At 64.3% G+C, this 21,362-nt stretch carries 18 protein-coding genes; 5 read left to right on the top strand and 13 right to left on the bottom strand.

The annotated features are described in order from the left end of the window. The 3 genes from CKW13_RS15810 to cbiE are packed head-to-tail and all read right to left on the bottom strand — an operon-like array spanning nt 1 to nt 3,036. A complete protein-coding gene (locus CKW13_RS15810) occupies nt 1–738 on the bottom strand; it encodes a cobalt-precorrin-6A reductase (protein WP_095109558.1) in 738 nt (245 codons plus the stop codon). Continuing rightward, nucleotides 735–1,832 carry a cobalt-precorrin-5B (C(1))-methyltransferase gene (locus CKW13_RS15805; RefSeq protein ID WP_095109698.1) on the bottom strand — a complete coding sequence of 366 codons (1,098 nt, stop codon included), beginning with the start codon at nt 1,830–1,832 and terminating at the stop codon, nt 735–737. Before CKW13_RS15805 ends, CKW13_RS15810 begins: the two co-directional genes overlap by 4 nt. Next, nucleotides 1,825–3,036 carry a precorrin-6y C5,15-methyltransferase (decarboxylating) subunit CbiE gene (cbiE, locus tag CKW13_RS15800; RefSeq protein ID WP_095109557.1) on the bottom strand — a complete coding sequence of 404 codons (1,212 nt, stop codon included), beginning with the start codon at nt 3,034–3,036 and terminating at the stop codon, nt 1,825–1,827. The genes CKW13_RS15805 and cbiE overlap by 8 nt, the downstream gene beginning before the upstream one ends. Before the next feature lie 129 nt (nt 3,037–3,165). Here cbiE and cobG point away from each other — a divergent pair, with 129 nt between their 5' ends. The 4 genes from cobG to cobJ are packed head-to-tail and all read left to right on the top strand — an operon-like array spanning nt 3,166 to nt 7,518. Further along, nucleotides 3,166–4,467, top strand: a complete 1,302-nt coding sequence (gene cobG, locus CKW13_RS15795) for a precorrin-3B synthase (RefSeq protein ID WP_305886495.1) — start codon at nt 3,166–3,168, stop codon at nt 4,465–4,467. Beyond that, the gene (locus CKW13_RS15790; protein ID WP_095109555.1) at nt 4,467–5,093 is read left to right on the top strand and encodes a precorrin-8X methylmutase; all 627 of its coding nucleotides are present in this window, start codon (nt 4,467–4,469) and stop codon (nt 5,091–5,093) included. Before cobG ends, CKW13_RS15790 begins: the two co-directional genes overlap by 1 nt. Then, nucleotides 5,090–5,824 carry a precorrin-2 C(20)-methyltransferase gene (locus CKW13_RS15785; protein ID WP_371856236.1) on the top strand — a complete coding sequence of 245 codons (735 nt, stop codon included), beginning with the start codon at nt 5,090–5,092 and terminating at the stop codon, nt 5,822–5,824. Before CKW13_RS15790 ends, CKW13_RS15785 begins: the two co-directional genes overlap by 4 nt. Beyond that, on the top strand, nt 5,824–7,518 hold the full coding sequence (gene cobJ / locus CKW13_RS15780) for a precorrin-3B C(17)-methyltransferase (RefSeq protein WP_095109554.1): 1,695 nt from the start codon (nt 5,824–5,826) through the stop codon (nt 7,516–7,518). The genes CKW13_RS15785 and cobJ overlap by 1 nt, the downstream gene beginning before the upstream one ends. Nucleotides 7,519–7,594: 76 nt before the next feature. Here cobJ and CKW13_RS15775 read toward each other — a convergent pair whose 3' ends face one another. Then, nucleotides 7,595–8,239: a hypothetical protein gene (locus CKW13_RS15775; protein WP_095109553.1), complete on the bottom strand. Its 645-nt coding sequence runs from the start codon at nt 8,237–8,239 to the stop codon at nt 7,595–7,597. A gap of 258 nt (nt 8,240–8,497) precedes the next feature. On the opposite strand from CKW13_RS15775, the gene CKW13_RS15770 reads away from it, so the two are divergent. Continuing rightward, entirely contained in the window at nt 8,498–9,316 is an 819-nt protein-coding gene (locus CKW13_RS15770) for a hypothetical protein (protein ID WP_176465117.1), read from the top strand. Between the two features lie 49 nt (nt 9,317–9,365). Here the strand turns inward: CKW13_RS15770 and CKW13_RS15765 are convergent, their stop codons facing one another. The 9 genes from CKW13_RS15765 to accC form a co-directional block, all read right to left on the bottom strand. Continuing rightward, nucleotides 9,366–9,962: a MarC family protein gene (locus tag CKW13_RS15765; protein WP_095109552.1), complete on the bottom strand. Its 597-nt coding sequence runs from the start codon at nt 9,960–9,962 to the stop codon at nt 9,366–9,368. Nucleotides 9,963–10,024: 62 nt separating this feature from the next. Beyond that, entirely contained in the window at nt 10,025–12,802 is a 2,778-nt protein-coding gene (locus CKW13_RS15760; RefSeq protein WP_095109551.1) for a hybrid sensor histidine kinase/response regulator, read from the bottom strand. A gap of 99 nt (nt 12,803–12,901) precedes the next feature. Next, on the bottom strand, nt 12,902–14,197 hold the full coding sequence (purD, locus tag CKW13_RS15755) for a phosphoribosylamine--glycine ligase (RefSeq protein WP_095109550.1): 1,296 nt from the start codon (nt 14,195–14,197) through the stop codon (nt 12,902–12,904). A 172-nt stretch (nt 14,198–14,369) separates the two neighbouring features. After that, entirely contained in the window at nt 14,370–15,977 is a 1,608-nt protein-coding gene (purH, locus tag CKW13_RS15750) for a bifunctional phosphoribosylaminoimidazolecarboxamide formyltransferase/IMP cyclohydrolase (RefSeq protein WP_095109549.1), read from the bottom strand. Nucleotides 15,978–16,058: 81 nt separating this feature from the next. Next, nucleotides 16,059–16,379, bottom strand: coding sequence for a DNA-binding transcriptional regulator Fis (gene fis, locus CKW13_RS15745; RefSeq protein ID WP_003186237.1), 321 nt, complete (start codon nt 16,377–16,379; stop codon nt 16,059–16,061). Further along, a complete protein-coding gene (gene dusB, locus CKW13_RS15740) occupies nt 16,376–17,389 on the bottom strand; it encodes a tRNA dihydrouridine synthase DusB (protein WP_095109548.1) in 1,014 nt (337 codons plus the stop codon). Before dusB ends, fis begins: the two co-directional genes overlap by 4 nt. Before the next feature lie 196 nt (nt 17,390–17,585). Further along, nucleotides 17,586–18,806: a DUF3426 domain-containing protein gene (locus CKW13_RS15735; protein ID WP_095109547.1), complete on the bottom strand. Its 1,221-nt coding sequence runs from the start codon at nt 18,804–18,806 to the stop codon at nt 17,586–17,588. 30 nt (nt 18,807–18,836) lie between these two features. After that, nucleotides 18,837–19,715 carry a 50S ribosomal protein L11 methyltransferase gene (gene prmA, locus CKW13_RS15730; RefSeq protein WP_095109546.1) on the bottom strand — a complete coding sequence of 293 codons (879 nt, stop codon included), beginning with the start codon at nt 19,713–19,715 and terminating at the stop codon, nt 18,837–18,839. Nucleotides 19,716–19,985: 270 nt separating this feature from the next. Continuing rightward, nucleotides 19,986–21,347, bottom strand: coding sequence for an acetyl-CoA carboxylase biotin carboxylase subunit (accC, locus tag CKW13_RS15725; RefSeq protein ID WP_095109545.1), 1,362 nt, complete (start codon nt 21,345–21,347; stop codon nt 19,986–19,988). Nucleotides 21,348–21,362: the final 15 nt, after the last annotated feature.

Raw genomic sequence — 21,362 nt, 5'->3', positions numbered from 1 at the left:
TCAAGGGCTGGCGAGCAAGCCTGCGGCGGCCAATGCCTGGAGCACCTCAGCCACCGCCGTAAACTCGCGGGCCACGGCCGGCAGCGGCGGGCGGCGCAAAATCAGCACCGGCACCCCGCGCTCGCGGGCCACTTGCAGCTTGGGCTCAGTGGCGCCGCTGCCGCTGTTCTTGCTCACCAATACATCGATGTTGCGGCGCGCGAACAACGCCCGCTCGTCCTCCAGCAGAAACGGCCCACGGGCACCGATCACTTCGCAGCGCTCATTGCCGGGGCAGGTGTCCAGGGCGCGCAGGGTCCAGAACTGTGCGGCGGGGATTTCTTCCAGGTGCTGCAAGGGCTCGCGGCCCAGGGTGAACAGCGGCCGCCGGAACGGTGCCAGCGCGGCGATCAACTCGGCCCAGTCGGCCACCTCACGCCAGTCATCCCCGGCGCCGGCCTGCCACGCGGGGCGGCGCAAGGCCCAGCAGGCGATGCCCGTGGACTGCGCCGCGTGGGCGGCGTTGACGCTGATCTGCGCGGCGTAGGGGTGGGTGGCGTCCAGCAACAGGTCGATGCCCTGCTCGCCGATAAACCGCGCCAACCCCTCGGCGCCGCCGTAGCCGCCGACCCGCACCGGGCACTGCAAATCTGTCGGCACGCGGCCGATTCCGGCCAGGCTATAGAGGTGCGCCGGGCCGAGGTGGCGGGCGATGGCCAGGGCTTCGCTGACGCCGCCCAGCAGCAACACGCGCTTCATGCCCAGCCCCCGGCGTGGCCGACCACCGCACCCTGGCGGTCGATGGCGAACACTTCCACCTGCACTTGGGCCGGCACCACGCTGCGGGCGAAAGCCAGGGCGTGCTGGCACACCGCGTCGCCCAGCGCCACCCCCGCCGCACTGGCCATTGCCAGGGCCTGCTGGCTGGTGTTGGCCGCGCGTATGGCTTGCTGCAAGGCTTCGTCGGCGCCGACGGCGGCGGCCCAACCGGCCAGTTGCGCCAGGTCGATGCTGGAGTGGCGGCTGTGCAGGTCCATGTGCCCGGCGGCGAGTTTGCTGATTTTGCCGAACCCGCCGCACAGGCTGAGCTTGGCCACCGGCACTTTGCGCAGGTGCTTGAGCACGGCGCCGACGAAATCGCCCATCTCGATCAGGGCGATTTCCGGCAGGCCATAGACGCGGCGCATGCAGTCTTCGCTGGCGTTGCCGGTGCACGCGGCGATGTGCTGGTTGCCGTTGCTTTTGGCGACATCGATGCCCTGGTGGATCGAGGCGATGTACGCGGCGCAGGAAAACGGCCGCACGATGCCGCTGGTGCCCAGGATCGACAAGCCGCCGAGGATCCCCAGGCGCGGGTTCATGGTCTTGAGAGCCAGGGCCTCGCCGTCCTGCACATTCACTGTCACCTCGAAGCCGCCGCCATAGCCGTGTTCGCGGGCCAGTTGCGCCAGGTGTTCGCTCATCATGCGGCGCGGCACCGGGTTGATCGCCGGCTCGCCCACCTCCAGCACCAGCCCCGGGCGGGTGACGGTGCCGACGCCGCGCCCGGCGTTGAAGCGAACCCCCGGCGTGGCTTGCAGGCGCACCTGGGTATAGAGCAGCGCGCCGTGGGTCACATCCGGATCGTCGCCGGCGTCCTTGATCGTGCCCGCCTCGGCGCCGTGGGTGGTGAGGCGGCAGAACTCCAGGCGCATCTGCACCTGCTTGCCCTTGGGCAGCGTGATGTGCACCGCGTCATCCACCGCGCCGCCCAGCAACAGGCGCGCCGCCGCCAGGCTGGTGGCCGTGGCGCAACTGCCGGTGGTCAGGCCGCTGCGCAGGGGCGCCGGTTTTTCGGCGGTTTCGTCACGCATCATGGCCCTTGGCGACCTCCAGCACGGTGATCGGCAGTGCTTGGCGCCAGGTGTCGAAATCCCCCAGGGGCTGGGCCTGGGCGATATGGATACGGGTCAGTTCGCCGCCATGGCGCTCGCGAAAAGCCATCAGGGCGATTTCACTTTGCAGGGTCACCGCGTTGGCCACCAGCCGCCCGCCAGGCTTGAGGCTGGCCCAGCACCGATCGAGCACGCCGTCGCGGGTGACGCCGCCGCCGATGAAGATCGCGTCCGGCGCTTCCAGCCCCTCCAACGCTTGCGGCGCTTGGCCGCGAACCAGTTGCAGGCCGGGCACGCCGAGGGTGTCGCGGTTGTGCTCGATCAGGGCTTGGCGGCCTTCATCGGCCTCGATGGCCAGGGCCCGGCACGCGGGGTGGCTGCGCATCCATTCGATGCCGATGGAGCCGCTGCCGGCGCCCACATCCCACAGCAGTTCACCGGGCAGGGGCGCGAGGCGGGCGAGGGTGATGGCGCGCACGTCGCGTTTGGTCAATTGGCCATCGTGGCGAAACGCGCTGTCGGGTAGCCCCGCCAGGCGCGACAGGCGCGGGGTGCCGGGCTCGGCGAGGCACTCGATGGCGATCAGGTTGAGGTCCGCGATGGGCGGGTCGGCCCAGTCGCAGGCCAGGCCTTCGACGCGCCGTTCGGCTGCGCCCGCCAAGTGTTCCAGCACGGTGACGCGGCTGGGGCCGAAACCCCGCTCGCGCAGCAGCCGGGCCACGGCGGCGGGGCTTTGCCCGTCGTTGCTCAGCACCAGCAGGCGCGCACCGCTGTGCAGGTGCGCGCTGATGGCCGCGACCGGGCGTGCCACCACCGAAAGGGTGACCAGCTCCTGCAACGGCCAACCGAGGCGGGCGGCGGCCAGGGAATAAGAGGAGGGCGCGGGCAGCACCTGCATCTGCGTGCTGTCCAGGTGCCGGGCCAGGCTGGCGCCAACGCCGAACAGCATGGGGTCGCCGCTGGCCAGCACGCATACCGCCTCACCGCGCAGGGCCAGCAGCGGTTCCAGGGAAAACGGCCGGGGCCATTCGTGGCGCTCGCCACGGATGCAGTGGGGCAGCAGCGCCAGTTGCCGGGGGCTGCCGACAATCCGCCCAGCGCCCAACAGCGCGCGCCGGGCCTGCTTGCCCAGGCCACTGAAGCCGTCTTCACCGATTCCCACTACCGTCAGCCAGGGCGCCATTGCGGTTCCTTAAAAATGCAGCGTCCGACGAGGCTTTTCATGCCGCCGGACAAAGCAGGCATAATACCGCGCCTTCGCCAGCGAAGTGCCTCTACTCTCCAACCGGTCATGCCCGTGAACTCACCTCAGATCCCCGTTGCTGTGCGCCCCTCCGGTTGTCCGGGGCTGTTGCGTATCGTCCAGGCGTTGGACGGTGGTATTTGCCGGATCAAACTGGCCGGCGGTGCCATCAGCACGGCCCAGGCGCGGGTGGTGGCCGACGGCGCCGAGCGCTTTGCCGCTGGGGTGATCGAGGCGACCAACCGCGCCAACCTGCAAATCCGCGGCATCGGCGCCGATCACTCAGGCCTGATCGACAGCCTGCTGGCGGCGGGCCTGGGCCCGACCACGGTGGCGGGCGACGATGTGCGCAACTTGATGCTCAGCCCCACGGCGGGCATCGACCGCCAGCGGTTGGTCGACACGCGGCCACTGGCGCAGCAGATCCTCGCGACCCTGCAAAGCCACCCGCGGTTTGCCCAGTTGTCGGCCAAGTTCGCCGTGCAACTCGATGGCGGCGAAGCCCTGGCCATGCTCGACCACCACCACGACCTCTGGCTCTCGGCCTGCACCTTGGCCGGGCAACCGGCGCTGGCCTTCGGCGTGGCCGGGTGCCTGCGGGATCGACCTCTGGCGGCGGTGCCCCTGGCCCAGGGCCATGACCTGGTGGTGGCGGTGCTGGAGTGGTTCCTCGACCACGCCCGCCCCGAGCACAACCGCATGCGCCAACTGCTGGTCGAAACCCCTGTGGATAAGTTGCTGGCAGACCTGGCCACACGCCTGCCGCTGCTGGCCATCGCCGATTGGCAACGGGCCGCGCCTACCGCGGGTCTGCACCTGGGCACTTATCCACAGGGCGACAGCGGCTACGTCTACGTCGGCGCTGCTGCGCCCTTGGGGCGGCTCGACCCGGCCAAGCTGCGCGGTGCCGCTCACTTGGCGCAGGCGTTCGGCGATGGCAGCCTGCGCCTGACCCCGTGGCAAAGCCTGCTACTGCCCAACATCCGCGCCGAGGACGGCCCGCAGGTGCTTGCGGCGCTTGAGCAACTGGGCCTGCTCGGCTCGGCGGACCAGGCCCTGGCCCATGTGATTGCCTGCACCGGCTCGCCCGGGTGCGCCAAGGCCCAGGCCGACACCAAGGCCGACGCCGTGCGCCTGGCAGCCCTATTGCAGGGCACCGAGCGCTGCACCGAGGTGCACTTGTCGGGCTGCCCGCGCTCCTGCGCCGCCGCCCACCCGGCGGCCGTCACCCTGCTGGCCGTCGCCCCGGGCCATTACGACCTGTATTTCTCCGCTGCGGGGCTGCCGGGTTTCGGCGCCCCGCATGCGCGCAACCTTACTATTGAAGCGGCGGGCGCCTTACTCGGCGCCCGCCCACGGAGCCACCCTTGATGCTTGATTACATCCGCGACGGTCAGGAGATCTATCGCCATTCGTTCGCGATCATCCGCGCCGAAGCCAACCTGCAACGGATCCCCGCCGACCTGGAAAAACTCGCGGTACGGGTGATCCACGCCTGCGGCATGGTCGAAGCCATCGATGGCTTGCAGTTTTCCGAGGGCGCCGGCCAGGCCGGGCGCGATGCCCTGGCCGCCGGTGCGCCGATCCTGTGCGATGCGCGCATGGTGTCCGAAGGCGTGACCCGCACGCGGCTGGCGGCCAACAACGAGGTGATCTGCACCCTGCGCGACGAGCGCGTGCCCGAACTGGCCCGGGAGCTGGGCAACACCCGCTCCGCCGCCGCCCTGGAACTGTGGCGCCCGCACCTGGCGGGCAGTGTGGTGGTGATCGGCAACGCACCCACCGCGCTCTTCTACTTGCTGGAAATGCTCGACGCCGGCGCGCCGAAACCGGCGCTGATCCTCGGCTTCCCGGTGGGCTTTGTCGGCGCCGCCGAGTCCAAGGCAGCGTTGGCCGCCGACAGCCGTGGCGTGCCGTTCGTGATAATGCAAGGTCGCCTGGGCGGCAGCGCCATGGCCGCCGCCGCCGTCAACGCCTTGGCCACGGAGATCGAATGATGGCCCAGCCTGGACGCTTGATCGGCCTGGGCGTAGGCCCCGGTGACCCGGAACTCATTACCCTCAAGGCCCTGCGCCTGCTGCGCGAATCGCCGGTGGTGGCGTACTTCGTGGCCAAGGGCAAAAAGGGCAACGCCTTCGGCATCATCGAAGGCCACCTGCAAGCGGCCCAGACCCTGATGCCGCTGGTTTACCCGGTGACCACCGAGGCGCTGCCGGCGCCCTTGTCCTATGAACAGGTCATCAGCGACTTCTATGACGTGGCCGCGCAAGACGTGGCCGCGCACCTGGACGCCGGCCGCGATGTGGCGGTGATCTGCGAAGGCGACCCGTTCTTCTACGGCTCTTATATGTACCTGCACGACCGCCTCGCCGAGCGCTACCCGGCCGAAGTGGTGCCGGGCGTGTGCTCCATGCTCGGCGGCGCCTCGGTGCTGGGCGCGCCGCTGGTCTATCGCAACCAGAGCCTGTCGGTGCTCTCCGGTGTGTTGCCCCACGACGAACTCAAGCGGCGCCTGGGCGACGCCGACGCGGCGGTCATCATGAAGCTGGGGCGCAACTTCCCCAAGGTGCGCCAGGTGCTGCAAGAGCTGGGCCTGGCCGAGCGGGCGCTGTACGTTGAGCGCGCGACCATGGCCAACCAGAAAATCGTCGCCCTGGACCAGGTCGAGCCGATGTCGTCGCCCTACTTCTCGCTGATTATCGTCCCGGGTGAGAGGTGGCAAGGCTGATGAGCGCTCCCACTCTCGCCATTGTCATCCTCGGTAGCGGCAGCCTGGCCACGGCGCGGCGCATCCAGCAAGGTTATCCACAGGCGCTGATTTATGGCCTGGCCGGGCGGGTCGAAGGCGCCGACCGGGTGTATCAGGAATTCGGCGCCACCCTGCGTCAGCTCTACCAGCAAGACACGCCGATCATCGCCCTGTGCGCCGCAGGTATCGTCATCCGCACCCTGGCCCCGTTGCTGCTGGAAAAAGGCGCGGAGCCGGCCGTGCTGGCGGTGGCCGAGGACGGCAGCGCGGTGGTGCCGCTGTTGGGCGGCCTCAGTGGCGTGAACGACCTGGCGCGGGGCATCGCCGCCGCCCTGGAGGTGGCGCCCGCCATCACCACCAGCGGCGAACTGCGCTTCGGCACCTGCCTGCTCAACCCGCCCGGCGGCTACACCCTGGGTGACGTGGAACTGGGCAAGCGCTTTGTCTCGGACCTGCTGGCCGGCGAAGCGGTGCGCATCGAAGGCGCGGCGCCATGGCTCGACGCGGCGCCGCTGCTGCGCGACGAACAGGCGCGGTTGGCGATCCATGTCGGCCACGCCGAGCGCTCGCCCACCGCAGACGAACTGCTGATCTACCCACGCAATGTGCTGGTGGCGCTCACGGCAGCCGGCGAAGGCTTGGCGGCGTCGGTCCGCGTGGGCCTGCATGAAGCGGGGATTGCCGCGCAGTCACTGGCTTGCCTGGTGGCGGCGGATCATCTGATGGCCAGTTCGTTGCTGCGTGACGCGGCGCGCGAACTGGGCGTGCCGCTGCGTTTCATGACCCACGCCGGTTCGGCGCTGGAATTGGCCCAAGGGGCGGTGGCCGCGCAGGCGCTGCACAGCGCAGGCGACCTGGCCATCGCGGTCGCCGCCCGGCCCCTGGAACCGGCCCATATCGGCCGCCCCCGTGGGCGCTTGGCGGTAGTCGGCCTGGGCCCCGGCGCCGCCGAACTCATGGTGCCAGCGGTCAAGGCCGAACTGGCGCGGGCCAACGACGTGCTCGGCTATGAAACCTACGTGCGTATGGCCGGGCCGTTTCGCGACGACCAGGTGCTGCACTGCACCGACAACCGCGAAGAAATGCAGCGCGCCCGTCACGCCTTTGAACTGGCGGCCCAGGGACGTTCGGTGGTGGTGGTCTCCTCTGGCGACCCCGGTGTGTTCGCCATGGCGGCGGCGGTGCTCGAAGCCCTGCACGAATCCACCGACCCGTTGTGGCACAGCGTCGATCTGGACATCCTGCCCGGGGTTTCCGCCTCGCTGGCCACCGCCGCCCAGGCCGGCGCGCCCTTGGGCCATGACTTTTGCGTGTTGTCGCTGTCCGACAACCTCAAGCCCTGGGCCATCATCGAAAAACGCCTGGACCTTGCCGCCGAGGCCGACCTGGCGCTGGCTTTCTATAACCCGATCTCGCGCTCGCGCCCCTGGCAACTGGGGCGTGCCCTGGAAATCGTCCGCACCCACCGCACTGGCGCGACGCCCGTGGTGCTGGGCCGCGACATCGGCCGCCCGGGCCAGACCCTGCGGGTCACCACCCTGGGCGACTTGACCCCGGAGCAGGTGGATATGCGCACTATGGTGTTGATCGGCTCCTCCACTACCTGCACGTTCCCTCGCGCCGAGGGGGGCGAGTGGGTGTATACGCCGCGTTGGTACGGTGTAAAACACTGAACCTGAGTTGGCTACCCGCCGGGTAGCCAAGCTAATGATGGGAGAAAGTGGGGGCGGCCTCTGAATTGAGCCAAGGTTATTGCCTATTCAAAGCAAATCGCGGCAAGGTGATTTCGCGAATTTTTTTATCCAGTAGTTGCCGGCGATCTTCCAGCTTAGTTCTATTCAATGTGAAGACAGCGCGCTGTTGTACAAGTTTTGTCAGGTTGTCCTCCCATTCCCAGAATAGGAAGCCGGTGCGCTCTATTTGTACGGTAAGTTCAAGATGGAAGACTGCAATGCTCAGATTGTTCTGCGCGCCATAACTGGCGGGGATTATCTGAAAACGCCGCCCATGGAGACTTTCCCTATCTAGGCTTAAGGTCGCGGGTTGGTTGGGCTTTAACGCGTCGAGTGTATCGATCATGGCATTTCCTTGTTGCCGGTTTTGCATGCTTTGCGCGCTTTTTACCAAGTAGTCGGCCACCGTTCCTGATACATCAGTACGGGTCCGGGTAGTGATGGCGCCCTCATGCAGGGACCAGCCTAAAAAGTCCAGAGTGTTTGCATATTCCTCGAACCACAGCTGCGAATTGGTGAAACGGTTATGGCCCATGTCCGCAGACGCTGTTGCGATACGGGTGCAATCGGTCAAATCATCAAGGTCCTGAAGTGATAAGTCTTCGATAAACGACATCAGGTTGTGGCCGGTGACCATGCCGGCTGGAGTTTGACTGTTCATGATGAGATCTCGGTGGGGTTATTGAAATAGAAGTTTTTATCGAGCGGTGTTTATTGGGTGAAAAAACGTGAAGGTTGAGTGTCATTATTAAATATTAATTTGTCATGGGGGAGGCTGTAACGGAATATTTAAGTGTTGTTATGTTTTGGTTTTTACATGGTTTGAAATTATTGTTTTTTTTTAGGTTTTTCGGGTGTTGTCTAAGCTCGTTGTAGCCCCCAGTGGGGTTTGATGTTTAATTACAAAGGAATGTGAGTTATGGAGAATTTTGAGAGTCGGTACGATGAAGACGAGTGCGTGGCGCGAATAGAGGCTCGCGCAAGCAAGTATTTGACAAAGGCCAGTTTTATTTCCCGCCCGCGCCGGTCCGTACTGTCACCCCCTTCCATCCCAACTAAGGACTTCGATGCGGTGGTGCTGAGTAATTCTTTGGTGGGTTATGGCGATGATATTTCGCTGGACAACATGCTTATTATCGAGAACCTCATCAAGTTCGCAAAACTGGAGGCCAATGCTGAGGTTCCCGACGTAAGCGACGCCGAGGGATGGTATTTGGCTTTCTTGAAGTGTATGGAAGAAGCGGGCTGTCTTGTGGCCGATGCGGGTTACAACGCATACGACAAAAGTTCTCTCCAACTGACAATGGACAATATCGTTACGGATATCATCCTCGCCGGAGTTAACGCGGCTAAAGCAGCGATTCCCGCAGCTGGGGTACTTGGGGCTATCGCTGACTCAACGCTGTCGGCCCTGAAGAAGGAACCCGAGGCCATTACCCTGTTCAATCGCGAGGTTGTGAAAGCCCGTGGTGGAAGGCTGGCGGTGATGCCCTGTAATCAGTTGAAGAACGGCGCGATCATCACCTCGTTATGGTCCATCCGCGCGACCACTGTTAGCAATGACAGCGGGGTGTTGTTCTTCGACTGGAAAAGTTCTGGGCGCGGTATTTTCTACGGGAACGCCTACATCACGTTTAACCCGCAGCGCTATGCCGGAATCCGAGACAAGATCGAGAGTGTGGTCAACGGTTACTTCAGCGCGGCATTAAGCCGACGGTTTGCCCGGTACAAGGGCTAGTTGGCACGGGTGGGTAAGGGCCGAAGGCTTATAACTTCGGCCTCAATATTCAAGGCACCAGATACCCTCTGATCCCGGTGAAGATGATCTGTGCCGCCAGGGCACATACGAACAGCCCCATCAAGCGGCTGACGATCTGTAGGCCCTGGTCTCCGAGGATGCGTTCGATACGGTGCGAGAGGTAGAGCACCACGCCCACGGTGAAACTGGCCAGTGCGATGCTGAGGATCGCGGCGAGCTTGTCATCCCAGTGTGGCTGGCTGACGCCCATCACCAACAGGGCGCCGATAGTGCCGGGGCCGACGGTGAGGGGAATGGTCAACGGCACGATAGTCACGTCCTGCTGGACGTTGTCGGTTTGCACGGCGGACTTGCCCTGGGCCATGCCCAGCGCCGAAATGAACAACACACTTCCCGCGCCGATGCGAAAGGCGTCCACGGTAATGCCGAAGACACTGAAAATCACCCGCCCGAACAGGTACAGCAGAATGCTGGACACCAGTGTCGCGAGGGCGACTTTCCAAGCCAGACGCCGGCGTTCCTTGCTGGAATAACCGCGCGTGAGGCTGATAAAGCACGACAGGACGAAGAACGGGCTGTAAAGCACCAGCATCTTCAGATAAACGCTGAACAGCACATGCAGCATGGTGGGAGCTCGCAGCGAGGGAGGGCCCGCAGAGTCTATCAGGGGTTAGGCAGCCTGTCGGCTCACAAGGTGGGTGCGGTGGCTTGGCTATGGGCGTCGCGCTGGGCGACCCAGTGCTCGATCAGTTCGCGCAGCTGCGACAATTCCACTGGTTTGGCCATGTGCCCATCCATGCCGGCCAGGCGTGCACGTTCTTTGTGCTCGGTCAGGATGTGGGCGGTGAGGGCGACGATGGGGGTGCGCTGGCGCTGGTTGCCAACTTCCCAGGCCCGCAGTTGTTGGGTGGCGGAGAAACCGTCGAGGATCGGCATTTCACAGTCCATAAGCACCAGGTCGTAGCGCGTGGCTTTCATGGCGCGCAGCGCTTCTTCGCCGTTGCTGGCGGTGTCGGGCTGCAGGTTGAGTTTGCCCAGCATGCCGCGGATGACCTTGGTGGAGATGCTGTTGTCCTCGGCCACCAGGATGCGGAAATCGCCGGGTACCTGGACATTGTGCAGGTTGGCCTGTGGGGCTTGGTAAGGCTTGGTCTGGCCTTTGCTGCGTTGGGTCAGCTCGTCTGCCAGGGTGGTCTTGAGGGTGTAGCCGGCCACGGGTTTGGCGAGGATGCGCTTGATTCCGCAGTTGCGCGCAATGATCTTGCTCGGCGCATTGCTGATGCCAGTGAGCATTATCAGCAGGATGTCGTGGTTCAGGCTCGGGTCTTCCTTGATCTTGGCCGCCAGTTGCATGCCGGTCATGCCGGGCATGTTCTGGTCGAGTAGGACCACGTCGAAGTAGTCGCGCAAATGGGCCTTGGTGCGCAGCAGCGCCAGGGCCTCCTTGCCCGACGGCACGGCGCTGACGTTCAGGCCCCAGGCGCTGCACTGCTGCACCAGGACTTTGCGACACGTGTCGTTGTCGTCCACTACCAGTACCCGCGCGCCCTGGAGCGGGCTATCGAGGTCGCTGGTGGGGTGTTCTAGGCGTTCCGGATCCAGGGGCAACGTCAGCCACAGGGTGCTGCCACGGGGGCTGCCGCTCTTGATGCCGAACTCGCCATTCATCAACAGGATCAGTTGCCGGGCGATCACCAGCCCTAGGTTGGCGCCCAGGCGTGTGGTGGAGAGGAAGTTCTTGCTGTGCAGCTCGGCGTTGAGCAGGGCGTCGCGCTCGTCGCTTTCCATGGGCTCGCCGCTGTCTTTGACGGCGATGCGCAGTTGCGGCTTGGCGCTACGGTCGTCCAGGGCGACGACAATCAGGATTTCGCCTTCATCGGTTTTCTTCAGGGCGTTTTCCAGCAGGCTCAACAGGGCCTGGCGCAGGCGCGTGGGGTCGCCGCTGATGACCCGGGGCACTTGCGGCTGGATGAAACTGATGAGTTCCACGTTCTGCTGTTCAGCCTTGGCGCGGAAGATGTTCAGGCAATCCTCGATCAGGGCGTTGAGGTCGAACTGCACGTCATCGAGTTCGATCTGCCCGGATTCGAGGCGGGAAATGTCGAGAATCTCGTTAATCAGGGTCAGCAGTTCGTTGCCGGCGCTGTGGATGGTTTGCACGTAGTCGCGCTGTTTGACCGACAGCGGTGTGCCCAGCAGCAACTCGGTCATGCCCAGCACGCCGTTCATCGGGGTGCGGATTTCGTGGCTGATCTTGGCCAGGAACTGGGCTTTGGCGTTGATCTCGGCATTGCTGGCGGCCAGGTCGCGGCTGGCGCTGAAACGGTCTTCGGCGATGCTGCGCTGGCGCTCGCCCAGGGCCACGCTCATCAGCAGGCCGCTGATGCAGATGAACACGAGCAGGGTCATTATCAGGTTCTGCGGCGACACCAGGGTCAGGCCCAACAGTGCCGGGAGAATGATGAGGCTGCCGACGTTGAATATCACCATCGCCACCACATACAGGCGCGCCGGGCGGTAGCCCTTGTGCCAGTGATACGCGCCCACCAACAGCATGCTCAGGCCGGCCAGCGACACCAGGCAGTAGGTCATGATGTTCAGTGGCAGGGTGGAGACGAACAGCAACAGCAGGCTACCCAGGGAAATCACCACCAAGTCGCCGATCAACAGTTTGTTCAGCGGATGCGGGCCCAGGGGCTCGAAAAACCGGTAGGCGAACATCAGCCCACAGGGCGCAGTCAGCAGTAACGCGATATAGGCGCCCGGGGTCTGCAGCGAGTGCCAGCCCGGAAACCAGGGCGAGGCCAGGTTCAGCAGCAGGAGCAGGCTGAGCAGCAGCAAGGCTTCGCACGCGGCCAGCCATAGGCTGCTGCGCGAACGGGTGTAGGAATAGCGTGTGAGGTTATGCAGGATGAGCATGGCCAGGCAGCCGAACAGCAGGCCGTAGATCAGTGTCTGGCCCTGATCCGCCGCGGCCTTTACCGCCGGTTGCAGGCTGACGTGAGGGCGTAACTGGTATTCGGAGACCAGGCGCACATACACATCGAGGGTATTGGGGCTCTGCGGCAAGGCCAGCATGAAATCGCTGCTGGGCAGTGGCCGTTCGGTACGCGGCGGTTCGCTGCCGGTGTTGACCTGCTCGATCAGTTTGTCGCCATCGAGCACATAGAGATTGAGGTGGGCCAGGTCGGGGGCGAAGACCCGCAGCAGTTGTTCATGCTTGCCTGGTTGCAGCTTGAAGCGCAGCCACAGTGCGCCATCGGGTTCGGCAGCCTTGAGCTGGTTGAGTTCGATGGGGCTGAATTGGTTGGTGTAGCGCGAGGAGCGGATGTCGCTCAGTTGCAGGTCGGCCTGTTCGTCGAGCAATACCGCCCAGCCACTGCCTTGCGCGGCCTGGGCCGGGAGCAAACAGAACAGGGTCAGCAGGCTGACGGTGAAACCTATGGCGATCCTGAGCCAGCGCACGGCGAAATCCCTTCGTAGATAGAGGCCGGATAGTAACTATGCGCGGCGCTGCAATAGCGCGGCAAGGGCCGGGGGCCCCTGCCTGTCCGAACGGATAGCTTAGTCCTGATTTTCGCCACGCTCGCGGGCAATGGCGCGGTAGCCGATGTCCTTGCGATAGAAGCAGCCCTGCCAGTCAACCTTGGCGGCCAAGGCGTAGGCTTGTTGCTGGGCGGCATCGACGCTTTGGCCCAGGGCGGTGGCGCACAGTACGCGGCCGCCAGCGGTAACGACCTGATCGTCCTTGAGCGCGGTGCCTGCGTGGAAGATCTTGCCTTGCAGTGCCGCCGCCGCGTCCAGGCCTTCGATGGCCACGCCTTTGGCGTAGTCACCGGGGTAGCCGCCCGCCGCCAACACGACGCCGACGCTCGGGCGCGGGTCCCATTGCGCTTCGACCTTGTCCAGGGCTTGCGCCAGGGCGGCTTCGACCAGCAGCACTAGGCTCGATTGCAGGCGCAGCATCACCGGTTGGGTTTCCGGGTCGCCGAAGCGGCAGTTGAACTCGATGACTTTCGGGTTGCCGGCCTTGTCGATCATCAGGCCCGCGTACAGGAAACCGGTGTAGACGTTGCCTTCCTCGGCCATGCCGCGCACGGTCGGCCAGATCACCAGGTCCATGACCCGCTGATGGACTTGGGCTGTGACCACCGGGGCCGGGGAGTAGGCACCCATGCCACCGGTGTTGGGGCCGGTGTCGCCGTCGCCGACGCGCTTGTGGTCCTGGCTGGTGGCCATGGGCAGCACGTTCTTGCCATCGACCATGACGATGAAGCTGGCTTCTTCACCATCGAGGAATTCTTCGATAACTACCCGCGAACCTGCCTCGCCAAAGGCGTTGCCGGCGAGCATGTCGCGCACGGCGTCCTCGGCTTCAGCCAAAGTCATGGCGACGATCACGCCTTTGCCGGCCGCCAGGCCATCGGCCTTGATGACGATGGGCGCACCTTTTTCACGCAGGTAAGCCAGGGCCGGCTCGATTTCGGTGAAATTCTGGTAGTCGGCGGTGGGGATCTTGTGGCGTGCCAGGAAGTCCTTGGTGAACGCCTTCGAGCCTTCGAGCTGGGCGGCGCCAGCGGTCGGGCCGAAGCAATCCAGGCCACGGCTGCGGAACAGGTCAACCACGCCGGCCACCAGCGGTACTTCCGGGCCAACGATGGTCAGGGAAACGTTCTTCTGCGCGAAATCCGCCAGTTGTTCCAGGGCCAACACGTCGATGGCGACGTTCTCGCACTTGGCTTCAATGGCCGTGCCGGCGTTGCCGGGGGCGACGAATACTTTCTGGACGCGAGGGTCCTGGGCGACTTTCCACGCCAGGGCGTGTTCACGGCCACCGCTGCCAATAATAAGGACGTTCAAGTCAGACTCCTTTGGAGGACATTGCGAGATGCAAGCTGCAAGTCAAAAGCTGCAAGTTTAAAAGCGCTGAGTCAGCGTGCAATTTTCTAAGTTTTAGGGCTGCAAGCGGCAAGTTAAGGGCGACGCGGGTCTGCTCAAACTTGCCGCTTGTGGCTAAAAACCGGCCACTGCCTTAATGGCGGAAGTGGCGCATACCGGTGAAGACCATGGCAATGCCCGCTTCGTCAGCGGCAGCGATCACTTCTGCATCACGCATCGAGCCACCTGGCTGGATCACGGCGGTGATGCCGGCCTTGGCCGCGTTGTCGATGCCATCGCGGAACGGGAAGAACGCGTCCGACGCCATCACTGCGCCCTGCACTTGCAGGCCGGCGTGTTCGGCCTTGATCGCGGCGATGCGCGCGGAGTTCACGCGGCTCATCTGGCCCGCGCCGACGCCGATGGTCTGGCGGTTCTTGGCGTAGACGATGGCGTTGGACTTGACGTACTTGGCCACTTTCCAGGCGAAGATCAGGTCATGGATTTCCTGTTCGGTCGGCGCGCGCTGGGTGACCACTTTCAGGTCTTCGCTGCCGATCATGCCGATGTCGCGGCTCTGGACCAGTAGGCCACCGTTGACGCGCTTGAAGTCCCAGGCTGCGGCACGTTCAGCCGCCCACTGGCCGCACGCCAGCAGGCGCACGTTGGCCTTGGCGGCGACGATGGCGCGGGCTTCGGCGCTGACGCTCGGGGCAATGATAACTTCGACGAACTGACGCTCGACGATGGCCTTGGCCGTTTCGGCGTCCAGTTCACGGTTGAAGGCGATGATGCCGCCGAACGCCGACTCGGTGTCGGTGGCGTAGGCCAGTTCGTAGGCCTGGCGGATGCCGCCCTCGTCGTCCGGGCTCACCGCAACACCGCACGGGTTGGCGTGCTTGACGATGACGCAGGCAGGTTTGACGAAGCTCTTGACGCATTCCAGCGCGGCGTCGGTGTCGGCCACGTTGTTGAACGACAGTTCCTTGCCTTGCAGTTGGGTCGCGGTGGCGATGCCCACTTCGGCAGGCTTGGCTTCCACGTAGAACGCCGCGCTCTGGTGCGGGTTCTCGCCGTAGCGCATTTCCTGGGCCTTGATGAACTGGCTGTTGAAGGTGCGCGGGAACTGGCTGCGGCCTTCGGTGGACAGGGTCTGCGCCGCCTGGTCCACGGTGCCCATGTAGTTGGCGATCATGCCGTCGTAGGCGGCGGTGTGCTCGAAGGCCTTGAGCATCAGGTCGAAACGCTGGGCGTAGGTCAGGCCACCGGCCTTGAGGCTTTGCAGCACCTGAGCGTAGTCGCTGGCGTTGACCACGATGGCCACGTCTTTATGGTTCTTGGCCGCCGAGCGGACCATGGTCGGGCCGCCGATGTCGATGTTCTCGATGGCGGTCGGCAGGTCGCAGCCGGGCTTGTTGATGGTGGCTTCGAACGGATAGAGGTTGACCGCCACTAGGTCGATTGGCTTGATGCCGTGCTCGCTCATGATGGCGTCGTCGATACCGCGACGGCCGAGGATGCCGCCGTGGATTTTCGGGTGCAGGGTCTTGACGCGACCGTCCATCATTTCTGCAAACCCGGTGTAATCCGCGACTTCCACTGCGGCCACGCCGTTGTCCCGCAGCAGCTTGAATGTCCCGCCGGTGGAGAGGATCTCGACGCCCAGGGCTTCCAGCTCACGGGCGAATTCGAGGATCCCGGTCTTGTCGGAAACGCTTATCAAGGCGCGGCGGATCGGCAGGCGGGTAGTCTGGTCGGTCATCTCAATTTCCATCAAAAGCAAAGGAGTCAGCAAAAAAGGCGACCGGTTTGACCCGTTCGCCTTTCTGGTTTGATTGAATGCTTACAACAAATCGTACTGCTTGAGTTTCTTGCGCAAGGTGCCTCGGTTGAGCCCCAGCAGTTCGCTGGCCTTGGTCTGGTTGCCCTTGACGTAGTTCATCACGCTTTCGAGCAGCGGCGCCTCGACTTCGGAGAGCACCAGGTTGTACACATCCGTGACGGCCGCGCCCTCAAGGTGGGCGAAATAATTGTGCAGCGCCTTCTCGACACTCCCGCGCAGGGTCTGGCCCTCTTCGCTGGGTGTGTTGAGGTGCTGTTTCAAATTCACGTTGTCGCTCACGGGTGTTGTTCCACTCACTAAAGTCTCGGTCATCATCGTCATGCGGCCACCCCTTCTCCGTCCCCTGTCGCCAGGCTCTTGTAACGCTCGGCGAAGAACGCCTGAACGTTGGCGCATTGTGCTTCCGTATCATCCAAACGATTGAAGTGGGCGCGAAACTCCCTGGCGCCCGGCAGGGTTGCGAGATACCAGCCGACATGCTTGCGCGCAATGCGTACACCCATGACATCCCCGTAAAAGGCATGCAGTGCGGCCAGATGCTCAAGCAGAATACGTTCCACCTCGAACAGCTGCGGTGCCGGCAGGATTTGCCCGGTACGCAGATAGTGTTCGATTTCACGAAAAATCCATGGCCGCCCCTGGGCGGCCCGGCCGATCAACAGACCGTCGGCACCGGTGGCATCCAGAACCTGGCGCGCCTTGTGGGCCGAGTCGATGTCGCCATTGGCAAAGACCGGGATCGACACGGCCTGCTTGATCGCGGCGATGGTGTCGTACTCGGCTTCACCGGTATACAGGTCGGCGCGGGTGCGGCCATGCACCGCCAGTGCCGTGATGCCTGCCTGTTCGGCGATCTTCGCCACCGTCAGGCCATTCTTGTTCGCCCGGTCCCAGCCCGTGCGGATCTTCAACGTCACTGGCACATCGACCGCCGCCACCACGGCGTGCAGGATCTCGGTGACCAGCGCTTCATCCTTCAACAACGCGGAGCCGGCGGCCTTGTTGCAGACCTTCTTCGCCGGGCAACCCATGTTGATGTCAATAATCTGGGCCCCCAACTCGACGTTGGCCCGGGCCGCGTCCGCGAGCATCTGTGCATCGCCGCCGGCGATCTGCACCGAGCGGGGCTCGGGATCGCCTTCGTGGATCATGCGCAGACGGGATTTGCGGGTGTTCCACAAACTCATGTCGCTGGTGACCATTTCCGAGACTACAAGACCGGCGCCCAAACGCTTGCACAGCTGACGAAAGGGCTGGTCGGTGACGCCCGCCATGGGGGCGAGGATCAAGCCGTTGTGCAATGTGTATGGGCCGATGCGTACCGCCGACATAGGACTTCCCTGTTGTGGGGCCGGATCATGAGACTACGAAAAAGGGTTGGCATGATACCCGCTCTCGATGACTGGTTAAAGGCGCAATTGGATAAAATCTGAGCAGTTATTGCGTTATCGCCAGCGGTTTGGTCGGCGGGCCAGCCAGTCAGAAAACCGCCGTCAATGGGCGGTCGGGCTTGTGGGCTGAACCGTTTTATTCGGGCGAATGAAAGCTGAGGCTGTAATTGACGGCCTTGGTACCGGGGTCAAGGATGTCCAGGGCGATGTGGATGGGCGTTTGCGGCGGCATTTCCGCTACGCCTTCGAGGTCGCCGCCCAGGTATTCCGCCGGCTTGAAGCGCCGGCTGGCGATCAAGTGGCCGTTCAGGTCGGCGAAGCGTAGCTCCAGCAGCGGAAAAGGTTGGGAAAACGGTGCGCGGTTGTAGATGATCGCGTCCACCACCAGAGCACCGCTGAAGTCCGGGTGGCTGCGCACCACCAGGTTGCTGCTCTTGATGCGGGCGATATCGACCTTGGACGGCACGGTGCAGCCGATTTGCGGGCACAGTTGCTGGAACCACGGGCGGTACTGATCCTGGCGCGCCAGTTCTTCAAAGTGGTAGGCGATGTACTGCCCGGCCAGTGCGCCGGCGGCGAGCAGGATCAGCAGGCCCCAGAGTAGACGGCGGCCCCAGGGCGAGCGGCGTTTTTGCGAGTCCAGGTGCAGCGGGTCGTCTTCCAGGTCCTGGAGGATTTCTTCGTGCATGGGCGGTTCGCTGCGTTCGCGTTTTTTGCGCGGTGCGGCAGGTTGCGGCGTGGCTTCGTCGAGGTCGTCGGCCGCGGACAGGCGTTCGTGGCGCGGTGCGGCTTGCTGCTCCAGGCGCAAGGGCGGGGCCGGGGGGGCGTCGTCCAGGTCGAGGGTGGAGAAGGACAGCGAGGGTTCGGTGCGCTCGGCCTTGGCCGGGGCTTCTTCGATGTCGTCGGCCAGGGGTGGCTCTGCGCTGACCGGCGGCTCGTCATTCAGGGCCCGGTCGGCGGCCGATTCGCTGAACAGGCTGTCGGACCACTGTTCTTCTTCGCCGGCCTGGCTGTCGCGGCTGGCGCTCAGGCTGTCTTCGCGGGGTTTGCTGGCGTCGGTGATGGGCTGGATTTCCCGCTGTTCGAGGCGGGCGAGCTCCTTGTCGAGGTCGAGGCTGTCCAAGTCCAGCTCGGTGGCGCTCCATTGCTTTTGGCTGATGGCGCGCGGCACTGGCGGTTGGGCGGCAGCGGGCGGCTGTACTTGCTTGCCCCGTTGCTCCAGCAATTGCTTGGCCGCGTTGAACACTTGCAGGCAGGAGCCGCAGCGCACCACGCCACGGGCCACGCTCAATTGGCCGTGGCTGACGCGAAAACGGGTCTGGCAGTGGGGGCACTGGGTGACGAAGCTGTCGCTCATGCGGCTATCCGGTTCGGGCGGGCGGCCATTTTAGCGCCGACGCCCGCTAATGCGCACCCAGCCGTCGCGATTGGCGATGGGGTCGAGGCAAAAGTCCTGGGCGTAGGCGGCGGCCACTTCTTCGCCCTGCTCGGCGAGGATGCCCGACAGCGCGAGGCGCCCGCCCGGCTTGACCAGGCTCGACAGCTGTGGCGCCAGGGCCACCAGCGGGCCGGCGAGGATGTTGGCCACCAGCACGTCGGCCTGGGTTTGCGGCAGGTCCTGGGGCAAGTACAGCGGGAACAGCGCTTCGGCGATGTGGTTGCGCCCGGCGTTGTCGCGGGACGCTTCCAGGGCCTGCACGTCGATGTCGGTGCCCACGGCTTGCTTGGCGCCCAGCAGCAGCGCGGCGATGGCGAGGATGCCGGAGCCGCAGCCGAAGTCCAGCACGTCGCAGCCTTTGAGGTCCTGGCCGTCGAGCCATTCCAGGCACAGCGCAGTGGTGGGGTGGGTGCCGGTGCCGAAGGCCAGGCCCGGGTCGAGCAGCAGGTTCACCGCCTCAGGCTCGGGGGCCGCGTGCCAGCTCGGCACGATCCACAGGCGCTGGCCGAAACGCATGGGTTGGAAGTTGTCCATCCAACTGCGCTCCCAATCCTGGTCGGCGATGATTTCGCTGTGATGCTCGGGCAACGGGCCGCCGGTCAGCAGTTCCATGTGGGCCAGGACGCTGTCGGCGTCGGTGCCGTCCTCGAACAGGGCCAGCAGATGGGTGTGGGACCACAGCGGCGTGGTGTTGAGCTCGGGCTCGAAGATCGGTTGGTCTTCGGCGTCCATGAAGGTCACCGATACGGCGCCCACTTCCAGGAACGCGTCTTCGTAGGTTTCGGCTTGTTCTGGGCTGATGGCCAGACGGACTTGCAGCCAAGGCATGGCGGGCACCTTTGAAAAATGAGGGTGCAGCCGGGTGCGGCTGCGAAAGCGCGCAAGTTTACGCCAGCGGGGGGCAGAAAACGAATCCTGGCATCAAGGTATGAGGTGCGGCAGATCCTGTGTGGGGGCTGGCGGGCTTGTGAGGGCGTAATGGCCGACGATAAATGCCGGGCTGAACCACCGCCATCGCGGGCAAGCCCGCTGCCACAGAGGAGCAGTGCAGATGCGACAAAGCCGCCCGTAGGCGGCTTTGTCGTAGTGCGGCGGGCCTTAGTGTTGCGCGGCCAGCTTGTGCTCCAGGTAGTGAATGTTGACTCCGCCTTTGCAGAAGCCTTCATCACGAACCAGGTCACGGTGCAGCGGGATGTTGGTCTTGATCCCGTCGACCACAATTTCGTCCAGGGCATTGCGCATGCGTGCCATGGCTTCGTCGCGGGTGGCGCCGTAGGTGATGAGCTTGCCGATCAACGAATCGTAGTTCGGCGGCACTGCATAACCGCTGTACAGGTGCGAGTCGACCCGCACGCCGTTGCCGCCCGGGGCGTGGAAGTGCTTGACCGTGCCTGGGCTTGGCATGAAGGTTTTCGGGTCTTCGGCGTTGATCCGGCATTCCAGCGAGTGACCGCGGATTACCACGTCATCCTGGGTGAACGACAGCTTGTTGCCAGCGGCGATGCTCAGCATCTCCTTGACGATGTCGATGCCGGTGACCATTTCCGATACCGGGTGCTCGACCTGGACGCGGGTGTTCATCTCGATGAAGTAGAAGCGGCCGTTCTCGTAGAGGAACTCGAACGTGCCGGCGCCACGGTAGCCGATGTCGATGCAGGCCTTGACGCAGCGTGCAAAGACTTCCTGGCGCGCCGTCTCGTCGATGCCCGGTGCCGGGGCTTCTTCAAGGACCTTCTGGTGGCGGCGTTGCAGCGAGCAATCGCGGTCGCCCAGATGGATGGCGTGGCCCTGGCCGTCGGAAAGCACCTGGACTTCCACGTGGCGTGGGTTGGTCAGGAATTTTTCCAGGTAGACCATCGGGTTGCCGAACGCTGCGCCCGCTTCGGAGCGGGTCAGTTTCGCCGAGGAGATCAGGTCTTCTTCTTTATGCACCACGCGCATGCCACGGCCACCGCCGCCGCCAGCGGCTTTGATGATGACCGGGTAGCCCACTTCACGGCCAATGCGCAGGGCGGTTTCTTCGTCCTCCGGCAGCGGGCCGTCGGAACCCGGAACCGTCGGCACGCCGGCAGCGATCATGGCGTGCTTGGCCGATACCTTGTCGCCCATCAGGCGGATGGTGTCGGCTTTGGGGCCGATGAAGGCGAAACCGGAGTTCTCGACCTGTTCGGCGAAGTCGGCGTTTTCCGCGAGGAAACCGTAGCCGGGGTGAATGGCGGTGGCGCCGGTCACTTCGGCGGCCGCGATGATCGCCGGGATGTGCAGGTAGGACTGGGCCGCTTGTGCCGGGCCAATGCACACCGACTCGTCGGCCAGACCCAGGTGCATCAGCTCCTTGTCGGCCTTGGAGTACACGGCGACTGTCTTGATGCCCATCTCTTTGCAGGCGCGCAGGATCCGCAGGGCGATTTCACCGCGGTTGGCGATCAGGACTTTTTCCAACTTCGCAGGTTTGTGCATCAAAGAATCTCCGCG

The organism is Pseudomonas sp. Irchel 3E20 (assembly GCF_900187645.1).
Classification (GTDB): Bacteria; Pseudomonadota; Gammaproteobacteria; order Pseudomonadales; family Pseudomonadaceae; genus Aquipseudomonas.
This window is presented reverse-complemented; position numbering and strand designations above follow the sequence as displayed.

Bases quoted from the DNA above. Each gene is read 5' to 3' on its own strand.
- cbiE (WP_095109557.1), bottom strand. From the start codon at position 3,036: ATGGCGCCCTGGCTGACGGTAGTGGGAATCGGTGAAGACGGCTTCAGT.
- cobJ (WP_095109554.1), top strand. From the start codon at position 5,824: ATGAGCGCTCCCACTCTCGCCATTGTCATCCTCGGTAGCGGCAGCCTG.
- CKW13_RS15770 (WP_176465117.1), top strand. From the start codon at position 8,498: ATGGAGAATTTTGAGAGTCGGTACGATGAAGACGAGTGCGTGGCGCGA.
- dusB (WP_095109548.1), bottom strand. From the start codon at position 17,389: ATGTCGGCGGTACGCATCGGCCCATACACATTGCACAACGGCTTGATC.
- fis (WP_003186237.1), bottom strand. From the start codon at position 16,379: ATGACGATGATGACCGAGACTTTAGTGAGTGGAACAACACCCGTGAGC.
- CKW13_RS15775 (WP_095109553.1), bottom strand. From the start codon at position 8,239: ATGAACAGTCAAACTCCAGCCGGCATGGTCACCGGCCACAACCTGATG.
- CKW13_RS15735 (WP_095109547.1), bottom strand. From the start codon at position 18,806: ATGAGCGACAGCTTCGTCACCCAGTGCCCCCACTGCCAGACCCGTTTT.
- accC (WP_095109545.1), bottom strand. From the start codon at position 21,347: ATGCACAAACCTGCGAAGTTGGAAAAAGTCCTGATCGCCAACCGCGGT.
- CKW13_RS15765 (WP_095109552.1), bottom strand. From the start codon at position 9,962: ATGCTGCATGTGCTGTTCAGCGTTTATCTGAAGATGCTGGTGCTTTAC.
- CKW13_RS15805 (WP_095109698.1), bottom strand. From the start codon at position 1,832: ATGCGTGACGAAACCGCCGAAAAACCGGCGCCCCTGCGCAGCGGCCTG.
- CKW13_RS15785 (WP_371856236.1), top strand. From the start codon at position 5,090: ATGATGGCCCAGCCTGGACGCTTGATCGGCCTGGGCGTAGGCCCCGGT.
- CKW13_RS15790 (WP_095109555.1), top strand. From the start codon at position 4,467: ATGCTTGATTACATCCGCGACGGTCAGGAGATCTATCGCCATTCGTTC.
- prmA (WP_095109546.1), bottom strand. From the start codon at position 19,715: ATGCCTTGGCTGCAAGTCCGTCTGGCCATCAGCCCAGAACAAGCCGAA.
- purH (WP_095109549.1), bottom strand. From the start codon at position 15,977: ATGACCGACCAGACTACCCGCCTGCCGATCCGCCGCGCCTTGATAAGC.
- CKW13_RS15810 (WP_095109558.1), bottom strand. From the start codon at position 738: ATGAAGCGCGTGTTGCTGCTGGGCGGCGTCAGCGAAGCCCTGGCCATC.